General features: G+C 34.6%; 10 protein-coding genes. All 10 read right to left on the bottom strand.

Annotation, left to right across the window (positions count from 1 at the left end):
* Positions 1–260: 260 nt before the first annotated feature.
* A complete protein-coding gene (gene essC / locus K6G87_RS12825) occupies positions 261–4,802 on the bottom strand; it encodes a type VII secretion protein EssC (RefSeq protein ID WP_296837928.1) in 4,542 nt (1,513 codons plus the stop codon).
* Positions 4,799–5,068 (bottom strand): EsaB/YukD family protein, encoded by a 270-nt coding sequence (locus K6G87_RS12820; RefSeq protein ID WP_296837924.1) that lies wholly within the window; start codon positions 5,066–5,068, stop codon positions 4,799–4,801. The genes essC and K6G87_RS12820 overlap by 4 nt, the downstream gene beginning before the upstream one ends.
* An 11-nt stretch (positions 5,069–5,079) precedes the next feature.
* A complete protein-coding gene (locus tag K6G87_RS12815) occupies positions 5,080–6,072 on the bottom strand; it encodes an AAA family ATPase (RefSeq protein ID WP_296837922.1) in 993 nt (330 codons plus the stop codon).
* A 48-nt stretch (positions 6,073–6,120) separates the two neighbouring features.
* Positions 6,121–7,059: an FHA domain-containing protein gene (locus K6G87_RS12810; RefSeq protein WP_296837919.1), complete on the bottom strand. Its 939-nt coding sequence runs from the start codon at positions 7,057–7,059 to the stop codon at positions 6,121–6,123.
* Positions 7,060–7,248: 189 nt separating this feature from the next.
* Positions 7,249–7,677, bottom strand: coding sequence for a hypothetical protein (locus K6G87_RS12805; RefSeq protein WP_296837917.1), 429 nt, complete (start codon positions 7,675–7,677; stop codon positions 7,249–7,251).
* A 10-nt stretch (positions 7,678–7,687) separates the two neighbouring features.
* Positions 7,688–8,572 carry an RHS repeat-associated core domain-containing protein gene (locus K6G87_RS12800; RefSeq protein WP_296837915.1) on the bottom strand — a complete coding sequence of 295 codons (885 nt, stop codon included), beginning with the start codon at positions 8,570–8,572 and terminating at the stop codon, positions 7,688–7,690.
* Between the two features lie 125 nt (positions 8,573–8,697).
* A complete protein-coding gene (locus K6G87_RS12795; protein WP_296837912.1) occupies positions 8,698–8,823 on the bottom strand; it encodes a hypothetical protein in 126 nt (41 codons plus the stop codon).
* A 149-nt stretch (positions 8,824–8,972) separates the two neighbouring features.
* Positions 8,973–9,335 carry a hypothetical protein gene (locus K6G87_RS12790; RefSeq protein WP_296837910.1) on the bottom strand — a complete coding sequence of 121 codons (363 nt, stop codon included), beginning with the start codon at positions 9,333–9,335 and terminating at the stop codon, positions 8,973–8,975.
* 86 nt (positions 9,336–9,421) lie between these two features.
* A complete protein-coding gene (locus K6G87_RS12785; protein ID WP_296837907.1) occupies positions 9,422–9,982 on the bottom strand; it encodes a hypothetical protein in 561 nt (186 codons plus the stop codon).
* Positions 9,973–10,131: a hypothetical protein gene (locus K6G87_RS12780; protein WP_296837905.1), complete on the bottom strand. Its 159-nt coding sequence runs from the start codon at positions 10,129–10,131 to the stop codon at positions 9,973–9,975. The genes K6G87_RS12785 and K6G87_RS12780 overlap by 10 nt, the downstream gene beginning before the upstream one ends.
* Between the last annotated feature and the right edge of the window lie 274 nt (positions 10,132–10,405).

Raw genomic sequence — 10,405 nt, 5'->3', positions numbered from 1 at the left:
GTATGTGTGTCATCATCTACAAATGCCTTAAGTTTTAGTATTAGTGTATCTGACATGGCTAGAAAAGTGTTGTACTTTGTCTGACATGCTGTAAAGTACTCTGTCAGCTTTTCAAGATCCCATGTGATTTCCCCGTTTCCTCCCATTTTGCTCTCCTTATGTCATTTTCCTGTATAGTTATTTTTAGTATATTTTTGAGAAAGTTTATATTTAATTACTATTTTTTATCTCTGTAAATTCCAGTTATATTATTCAACGTATTATATCTGAGGAGTCTTGATCCTTGTTATAGCTGTTCCGATAAGGCTGAATGCATCTCCGGTAACGCATGGCTTTTTAGCTGCACGTATTATAGCCATAGGAATTGTGAGAATTTTTATATCACCTATATTCTCAAACATGATCAGGTTGCCACTATCTCTTATCTGTCGGTGGATAGGATTAAAGCCGGCAGGTGTTATTGGCTTATTATCTACATTAGTGAACCATATACTGATCATGCATTTTTTTAATGCTCCTGTAAGTTCTTCAAACTTATGGTATGTTTCTTCATCCGAGACTATGATATCCTGAACTGTTTTAGCATTGATCATAAGCATTATGAGTGAATCTTTATTCTGCTCTTTATCCACTGTATTTAACTTCTCAAACCTCTGCTTTGCAATACTATGAATCTTTTCAATGATATCAACAACTTCTGTATCATTTACAGTATAGCTTTGAGTGATACTTAATCCATCAGCAAATGAAAGCTTCTCTTCAGAATTATCAACTATATACAGCTTTACAGGTGTTGATTCTTTATTCTTTTCCATCTCATTTATACAGTACCTAAGATATCCTATTCTTCCAAGATCTTCTCTACCAAGAATTCCCATAAGAGGTCTGGAAATAAGATCTGCCTGAACCGGTCTTGTATCAGAATATGCAATACCTTCTATAAGCTTATAATTATTTTCAAGGCCTTTAATTCCATACTGAGCTTTCAGGAATTCATTTGTTACTTGTGATGGTACAGATACAATTGTTTTTACGCCTGATCCTTCATATTTATTATTTATCTTTTCTATAAATTCATGAATCTTTGATATTCTTTCAACCTCTTTCCCCATCGAAAATGCAAGATATGATTGAAATTCTTTAATCTCATTATCAATTGGTATGAGTCCTCTTCCAGGGACATCATCAGGTCTTATACGGCATCTGTCTAGAAGAGCTGAATATTGTGATCTGTCATTACAATTTAGCGCAATCTTAATAGCAAAGTTGGTTAAAAGCTTATATCCTATTCCTGATGTCTGCTGATTGGTTATTACAATTGATATACCTACAGCCACTCCATCACGACATATTTTAAGGAAATCATCTTCAAAATCAGCAAATGTTGATCTAAATACTGTATAATTTTCAACAAATAGAATTATCTGTGGCATATCATTGTATCCAGCTTCACGATATGCACTATATGAACTAAGGCCGATATCAGCAAGCTTTTCCCTACGCTCTGTTATAGTACTAAGCATGAATTTCATTAAATTCTTAAGCTTATCATCCTCACTTATTGTTACAACAGTACCTACATGATTCATCTTCTCAAAAGATCGCATGATCATTGAGGCAAAGTCTATGATGTAAATGCTCACATCTTCTGGTGAATACTTGGATGCAAGACCATATATCATACTCTGAAGAAGATATGACTTACCGCTGAGAGATGAACCCAGTATAAACACGTGATTTTGCGTAAAGTTAATCTCAAGTTCATTTTGGGCTTGTCTAAGTGGATCGTCATATATTCCAATAGGAACCGTTATATCCGTTCCTGTAACTTTAATATCATCAGGATATGGTAATATCTCACCAAGCGGAGGAAGCACAATGCTTGGAAGATCCTCAATTTTGTTCTTTATACAATAATCGTGGATATAACATGTAAGCGCCTCGAGCTGTGTTTGTGTTCCTTGAGACTTGGCAGGTTTCTGGCTGTATACAGGAATTCTAGCTCCCGAGAGAGACACTGCGTTTATTTCAAACTTTCTCTTATTGTCTGTATTACCAAGATGGGTAGGTGCTCCACTATAAGCAGATTGAAATAGTTCAAATATTTCATTATTACCAACTTGCAAATAAGCTCTTCCCGGTTCCCTTATTTCTGCTGCAAGCGGAGATTTAAGTACTTCATTACTATCACTCTTGTCTTGAACCTTAAGACAAAGTTTGAACTTGGAATTACTCCAAATCTGATCATTTACTACACCTGCTGGTTTCTGAGTTGCAAGTATAAGGTGAACACCTAGTGATCTTCCTATTCTGGCTGCAGAGATAAGTTCTTTCATAAACTCAGGCTGATCACTCTTAAGTTCTGCAAATTCATCTACAATAAGTATCAGGTGCGGCAATGGTATATCTGTCTTACCATCTCTATACAAACGTATATAATTATCTATCTGATTGACATCATATTTGGCAAAAAGCTCCTGACGACGCATAAGTTCCGCTTTTATCGATAATAGAGATCTATCTATCTGCTTGCCATCGATATTAGTGATTGCTCCATTTAGATGAGGAAGATCCTTGAACTGATTGGCCATACCGCCACCCTTAAAGTCAATTATGATAAAACTGACTTCATAAGGATGAAAACGTGTCGCAACTGATAATATATATGTTTGCAAAAGTTCTGATTTACCTGAACCTGTAGTTCCTGCTACAAGACCATGTGGACCATGGTACTTCTCATGAAGATCAAGCGCCAGAATTTCCCCTCCACTCTTAACTCCAATAGGAGCTGCCATACTCTCATATACCTTAGAACTCTGCCATCTATCTGCAAGATTCAGATCATACGCATTCATTATTCCAAGCAGCTGATACATGGTAATATTTTTAGTAAGTGTACTTTCAAGACTTATCTCATCTATATATACACTTCCCAGTCTGAGTGCGCACCTTTCTGCTACCATACGATCAACATGATCATAGACAAAATTCTGAACTTCCTGACCATCTTTGGAATCCTGTATATATCCTCTATAATCTTGAGGTTCCAGATATACTTTTACATCACAGCCTGCATTTAATAGTTCTTCATACTCTTCAAAAAATACAAATACAAACCGAAGACTCTGAGCTTTATCTACGTAATTAAGAACAGGATGGTTCATAATCTTGTCACTCCTGTAACAGAAGATTACATAATATGGAACCCCCTCTATTTCCTTCGCTTTTAAGGCTTCCCTGGCAGAAAGCTCGCCATAAAGATAAGCAAGTCCACTTTTCCTGCTGTTGTCATCAAATATTAGGCCTCGTATACTTCCGTCATCTGATAAAAGATTTTTAAACCACCTTATCCACTCAAAATCCTGTTTATCGATTTCATCCATGATCATAAACACTTTAATATCTTTATAAAAATGCTGTCCACAGATCTCTATCAGCATATTTTTAGCCATCTGGTAAAGCTTTGATCGTACACCTATTATGCCTGTTGCATTTCCTTGTGATAAATGAAGCACAACCGGCATATCATCAATATATTTATACTTATCATGAACTTTCTCAGGATATTCCATCATAGGATCTTCGATCTCAACATATTCTTTTTCGTTGTAATCGACCTGACATACAGACTCCATACTTCCTGTTCCAACACATACATCAAGAAAGTCCACGTCCTCAGGAGATTTTTCAAAAAGACTTGAATCAAATTTTTCTATTGAGCTTATTGTGTCACTTATAGAACGATTACGCTTTCTAAAAATAGTCTTCTCATTTTCTCTTGCTTCAATGATCTCTTTTTCCTTATTATCAAGATACTCATTGTATTTCTCCACTCTGTGGATCATCTTTTCTTTATATTCTTTTTTGTCTTTAAAGTAGGTTATCGTAGATGTAACAATTCCTATCCCCATCGAGATTCCGAAATACATAACATACATCATATTCCTTCCGCCCATGACTCCTCTTAAAAGAATCATAGCCACAAGCATAGTGACAGAAGGAACGAGCGTCATGGCAAGCCCTCTTTTATTTTTTTCCGGAGCTTTCTCTGGTGGAAGAACCTTGATCTTATCTTCAGGATCCTTGTACTGCTGACGAACACTTCTGATAAATCTCGGATACTTCAAATGATTCTCCGATAATTCACATAAAGATGTTGAAAGATGAGAAGTTACTTTACCAGAATCAGTCGTGTAAACAGTTCCCTTTTCAAGATAAAAGAAATATCCGTTTATACATATGAAATCATTGTCGTACAGACTTATCTGATCACCTTTTTTATAGACTCCATTGACCATTACACCGTACGAAAGTTTTGATGAATCCAATATCCATGTTTTTCCATTAAAGGTAAGTCCTGCAGATTCACCATTTGCAGCTGCGTCATTTATAAATATATCGCTTCCGCTAGCACCTCCAATATATACAACACGTCCCACAGGCATAAGGATTGCCAGATTGTAGTTGTCTTGTACAATTCCAAAATCCACCATAAAATCAATATATAATATATCTGCATCTGACTTTTTATAACGTACAGTTATGCTATCTCCAGATTCAAGATCATGCACATTCTCTTTAAGGGATGAACTACTTTTGATATATATATCGCCTTCACAAAAGAGGCTAAATCTATCTCCTTGCTTACTGATATTAATTTTAAAATCTTCGAAATAATCACTTCTTATCAGCGCAACGTGGCACTCTTCGAAGGTACCAATACTAAGCGTCTGAAAACTTTTTTCACTTATTGTTACTTCCCTGTAGATACGTGAATTATATATAGTCACTCTGTAATTCATTTTCTTTCCTGCCTGATTCCATCAAAATATATAATTGTTCCATTCCTAAGTCCGATTTCTTCAAGTGTTACCTCACCGCGTATCAAAGCCGTCGGATTTTTAGATCTTAAAAAGCATCTTGAAGGATTGTCCATATCTATTCCAAGATTAAAACCTTTATTCAATCCATTTATAAGTTCAGTAGCTGAAAGATTGATTGGAAACTCAAGGTCTACCTGCTCATCTGTTAATGTATTTTTGAATATTACAATTATCTTTTCTTCCATGATCTATAACCTCATATGACTGCTTCTGCAGTATCCCGCAGTAAGCATTTTGAAAATATATCTTTCATTGTAAGATCGTTATCCAACTCCGGAACATATTCTGAAACCGGGATATCATTATCCTTTATATTATCTTTCAGGTTATCTGGTCTATGTTTTTGGTATCTTCCACACACTACAACACTCTGCCCCGTATACTCCCTGATTATGTCAAGAAATCTAAATATACGAGCTGTTGCATTCTCTGTTTGCCGGCCTACTATTATTAAACTGTCACCTTTTAAAATCATACGCATCATTTCGTCATCTATAGTTCCTGCTTTATGTTCCAACACAATATAATCAAATTCTCTTTGCTCTTCTATTTGATTCACTATTTTAAGATAATCATTTGTACATAACCCATAAGAGGCTAAAGGGCCATAAAATGGCTTGATATAATTCATAAAATCTTCTTGAATGAGGTCTTTAAGGTTATCTTTTGTCAGATTTTTGATTGCAGAAGACATAATCCTATCAGTCTCATCATCTCCAGCATCACAGCCCAAGATCTGACTAAAGGTCTGAAAATCTTCTGCATCTACGTAGAGTACTTTATATCCTTTTCTTGAGAGCCAGTAAGCCGTTCCCAAAGCGGCTGTTGTCTTACCTGCTCCACCGCATACAGATATGACATTTACAAGATGTGTTATTTGTTTTTCGGGGGCCGAACTTGTTGCAAGATAATTTGCCCCAAGTGCCTGTATTATTCCCTGCGCTCCTTCATATTTATTGATCCTACTGTTATCTCCATCTCCTTCATATAACAAATACACATGTGAAGGATTCTGCAACTTACAAAATTCTCCGGCAAGCTCTTCATCAATAATGAGTGTATCAATCCTATGCGAAAACTTTAAATATTTTTCAAGATATACTTTGTCATCTATAGTTTCTAGTACATACTCTTGGGCAAGTGTGCTGGCAACGTCATATTCAACACTACAGTTATATTCCTTGTCCATGCACACTATAAGGATTACGTTCTGCTTCATATCTAACCTCATTTGTTATTACTCATAATTAAATACAACTTTAAAATCCATATCAGCTATTCTCAAAACACTTCCATCTTTTAATAACACATTTTGATCGTCTGTAATCATCAAGCCGTCTATATATGTGTGATTACTACTACCAAGGTCTGTAATATAGACCTTGTCACCATCAATATCTATCCTGCAATGTGTTCTGCTCACAGCTGGATTCATGGCAAGAATTCCGTCATTGCCATCGCTTTTTCCTATAAAAAATGTCTTTTTAGTTATATAAAAAGTAAATATTCCATACTCACCATCATAATTAAGTTCAATCTCTTTTATTTTCATGCTATTTTCTATATCAGATATATCTGCATCATCTTCTTTAATTACACAATTCTGGTCATATTCTTTGCTGATATATGCAAAAAGCTTCTCGAGCCATTCTATTCGACTTGTATCGTCTTCTTTCTTGCCTTTAATATCCACACATATCTTTGATAAATCCTGTAATCTTCTATCTACGAAGCTCTCTCTGTTTCCAAAAATTCTACTTATAAAGGAATAATTTTTTTCCAAAAAAATCCTATGACTGTCTGATTCGCTGTCAGAAAAAGCAGGGACGATAATAAATTTAACTTCTCGTGTAGTACTATCAATAAATATTCGATCTGGTTCAAGTTCTAGGAATTTTTTCTTAAGAAATGTCTGAGATTCAATCTCCCGTATTACTCCTTTGTACCGGCTCAATATAAGGCATATACTTCCTTCATCAAGTCCGGAACAAACAGATGTAAGCTCTGATAAATCTTTTACAGAATACATAAAGCGCCTTGCACCATTATTTCTTATATTTACCGGTTTTATGATATTTAGAGACTTTGAGCCCGCTAACATCTTAAGTGCAAGCTTGGAATACTCCTCGTTATCCAAAGTATATGAAATGTGAGAGAAAGATTTATTAATATTCATAATCGTATTATCCTCATTAACTTAAAACTGCGAAATTATTATACCTTAATAACTATTTACTTACTTAAAAATCCGACGAAACGACAAAAATATGCGACGAAATGCATTTTTTGGCAAAAAATAGGATCGCCGATTATGGCAATCCTATTCCTTTGGAACTTCTCACTGTTATATTAGAATTTAAGATATCTAACCTTTATTACTGGATTTCGTTGTAGCTACCAAATTAAGAATATCTTTACAAACTTCACGATAATTTTTATAGAACGCATAGATAACTATTCTCTTTTTTTTAAATTTTATCCTCATCCCCTTTCCTCCTATGCTATCTATGCTCTTTATTTCTTGGGGATCAATATAAAACGTCTTATTAAAAAGGTTTGTATAAACAATTTTATTTTGATCGACTTTCACTCTATAAAAAACACATAGTAAAACCCAATACAAAAAGAAAACACCAAGCCAAATATTTGCAAATATAAACGCACCTAGCTCTTCTTCGTTTACTTTCTGTCCACATATTGGTAATGTTAAAAACCAAATAAACCCCACACCAAACATAATAGTATAAAAATACTGTAACCCACCTCTAGCATAACAGGTTTTTCCATTTTCCATTTTTTCTTCCTTACAAGATGCACTGCTCAACATATTTTATTCCTTCTTCATATAATGAAGTTGCTCCTGATGTAACTTCTGCTGATACATACGATTGAACTGTTTCTTGACCTACATATGATGCTAATAACCCCCATGCCTCTCCAGCGTCTGCAGCGCCAGATATAGCATAGTTAAATAGATCCTTTAACAAGCCTCCGTCAGTTATTTTTTCTCCAGTTTTAACTTGATTATAAATCTCCATTCCAGTACTAATAGCAGCACCAATACCAGCACCAATCAGTGTGTGAAGAAAGTTACCATCTTCATCCACATAATTTGTAGGATTATCAATACAATATAAATATGCATTAATTGTTAATGGATACTCTGCAAATCCTTTTATTTTATCTGCAGTTACAAATCTACCATTTTCAGCATTATAAAATCTTGCCTGTGCAAATTTAAGACCTGAGAATTCATCTTCTTGATAGCCTGTAAATGCAAATGGCTGTATGATATTACCATCTGTTGTGTAGGCGTGAGTAGTATGCTGCTTGCTACTAGCTTCTTTAATCTTTCCAGTGAATGGATCAATGCCACGTCCAAAGTCATCGAATGCATATGATGATACCGCTACTCCATCTGTACCTGTCATGTACATCGGTGACCCAAGTTCATCCTGGAGGTAATAGTAGGTGTTTTCAGCTTTTGACATTGTTATTACGTTCTTGTCGTAGATGAAGCTTTCTGTCTCGCCGTTTACTGTTCTTTCAAGCATGTTGTAACAGTCTCTTGAAAGATCGCAGAGGTATTCTATCCTTTCTTCTGGTCTTGTAGATAATACTCTGAAGCCAAGGTCGTTGTACTGGTTCTCAAGCTCTCCCCTTTCAGAATCAACTACTTTAGACAGCATGTTTGTGGCATCGAAAGTAAAGGTCTTGCTTATAAAGCCGTCTACATACTCATTTGTCTGGTTACCACGCTTATCGTAATCGTAGGATCTTACTATCGCCTGACTGTTATTTAATTCCTTTGCTTCTATAAGTCTGTCAAGAGCATCTTACCTGTATAGGTTGTTCCATACGCAACAACACCATTAGCCAAAGAATTAAAAACATATCTTCCAACAGTACCAACGAAATATGTAACGGTTTCTGAAGCCACATTAGATACAAAACTCTCCGCACCACTTTCAACTTATTTTCTAGCGCCAGGAATTAAGCTTGTTAATGCAACATGGTGCTTGTTAACGCAAAAGTTTTATAAAAGGGGAACATGAATAATTTATAAAACATTTAAATAGTCACTCATATTTACTTTTTCCTTGAGAATAATGTCGGACATGCGCACCCCACAATTGCAATTAGTAAACCCACCGTAAATGTAATGATAGTCTTATATGATACTTCTTTCTCTGATATTGCTAAAAACATAACATAACAACCAAAGCACAAATAAGCGCAAGTTGATATAACCACTAATATTTTTTCTCTTATAGACAATTCTTTTCTTTCATCATCTGATTCGGAAATATATTCTCCTGAACTTTTTGGATGATAAACGATTCTGTTTTGGGCTTTTACAAATTCCTTCGGATTATCAGTTTTAACTTTGATTTTTATATAAACAATATAGCGAAGTAATTCATCAATATTTTCATATACCAACTCAAACATCAAATTCTTTCTATGCTTTTTTGTTTGCTCTTTATTATATATTTGGTCTTTTGATATAATTGTTGCTATTATGAAAAGAAAGTAATCTAAGCAATTTTATAATGTAACATAGTAACAATACGTAACAAAAAATAAGCCCACACCATAGAAATATAAATGATAGATATTAAGCAAAATATAAACATAATATTAGACGGAACAACATATCTAAATAGCAGATATGAAGGGGCAATTATAATTGATGAACCCATAGATAATATAGCCCCTAAAGGACCATTCGTCTTTTTAGAGGCCTTATTATTTTTTCCATGAATAAAACCAATATAACCTGCAAATGTCTGTAAAGGAATAGCAAACACCCAAATTAAAGTAGCATCAATCGAACTTGAAAGTTGTATTAGAATCATATTGTAGATTCCAATCACTATGATTGAAGATATAAACAATGCAATGCCTTTGTGAGAAGTCAGTTTTGATATCAACCACATAAGACTTATTATGCATGCCCCAAATAAAAAAACATAAATACTCAATTTGATATTTAAACCATCTGAATAAGCGACGACTAAATCGTATAAGCACATTGGCAATGACGAAACTATACATATTTTATAAAAAATGGTGTTTAATCTCTCTATCATCCCCATCCAAAGGCATCTCCAAGCCATCCTCCTATTTTTTTTGCACCTTCATCTAATAATTCTCCAGCTTTCTTTGCGCCTTCATAATATACATCTTTAATTTCTTGCCTAACAGTTTTTCCATTAGGAAGCTCATAATTAGCTGCCGCTGTCATGTCGATAGTTGCATCAGGTATAATTCTATCGTATGTCCTTTTCCAATATTATCAACGACTCCAATTCCAACATCAATTGCAATTATAATAGTACCAGGTTCAATAAACCTAACTCTCACATTCAACAAAAATACAAATACTATCTCTATACAGTTACTTCTCTTTTATATTACTATTTTTGCTCGATCGAATCCTGGTAATTATAAAAACCTGTTCTAGAATCGTTGTTACTAATAAAGCGATACTTATAAAATACAGTTCACCATTCCAACAA

It is taken from the genome of Butyrivibrio sp., from assembly GCF_024699075.1.
This window is presented reverse-complemented; position numbering and strand designations above follow the sequence as displayed.

Bases quoted from the DNA above. Each gene is read 5' to 3' on its own strand.
- essC (WP_296837928.1), bottom strand. From the start codon at position 4,802: ATGAATTACAGAGTGACTATATATAATTCACGTATCTACAGGGAAGTA.
- K6G87_RS12820 (WP_296837924.1), bottom strand. From the start codon at position 5,068: ATGGAAGAAAAGATAATTGTAATATTCAAAAATACATTAACAGATGAG.
- K6G87_RS12815 (WP_296837922.1), bottom strand. From the start codon at position 6,072: ATGGACAAGGAATATAACTGTAGTGTTGAATATGACGTTGCCAGCACA.
- K6G87_RS12810 (WP_296837919.1), bottom strand. From the start codon at position 7,059: ATGAATATTAATAAATCTTTCTCTCACATTTCATATACTTTGGATAAC.
- K6G87_RS12805 (WP_296837917.1), bottom strand. From the start codon at position 7,677: ATGGAAAATGGAAAAACCTGTTATGCTAGAGGTGGGTTACAGTATTTT.
- K6G87_RS12800 (WP_296837915.1), bottom strand. From the start codon at position 8,572: ATGCTGTCTAAAGTAGTTGATTCTGAAAGGGGAGAGCTTGAGAACCAG.
- K6G87_RS12790 (WP_296837910.1), bottom strand. From the start codon at position 9,335: ATGTTTGAGTTGGTATATGAAAATATTGATGAATTACTTCGCTATATT.
- K6G87_RS12785 (WP_296837907.1), bottom strand. From the start codon at position 9,982: ATGGGGATGATAGAGAGATTAAACACCATTTTTTATAAAATATGTATA.
- K6G87_RS12780 (WP_296837905.1), bottom strand. From the start codon at position 10,131: ATGACAGCGGCAGCTAATTATGAGCTTCCTAATGGAAAAACTGTTAGG.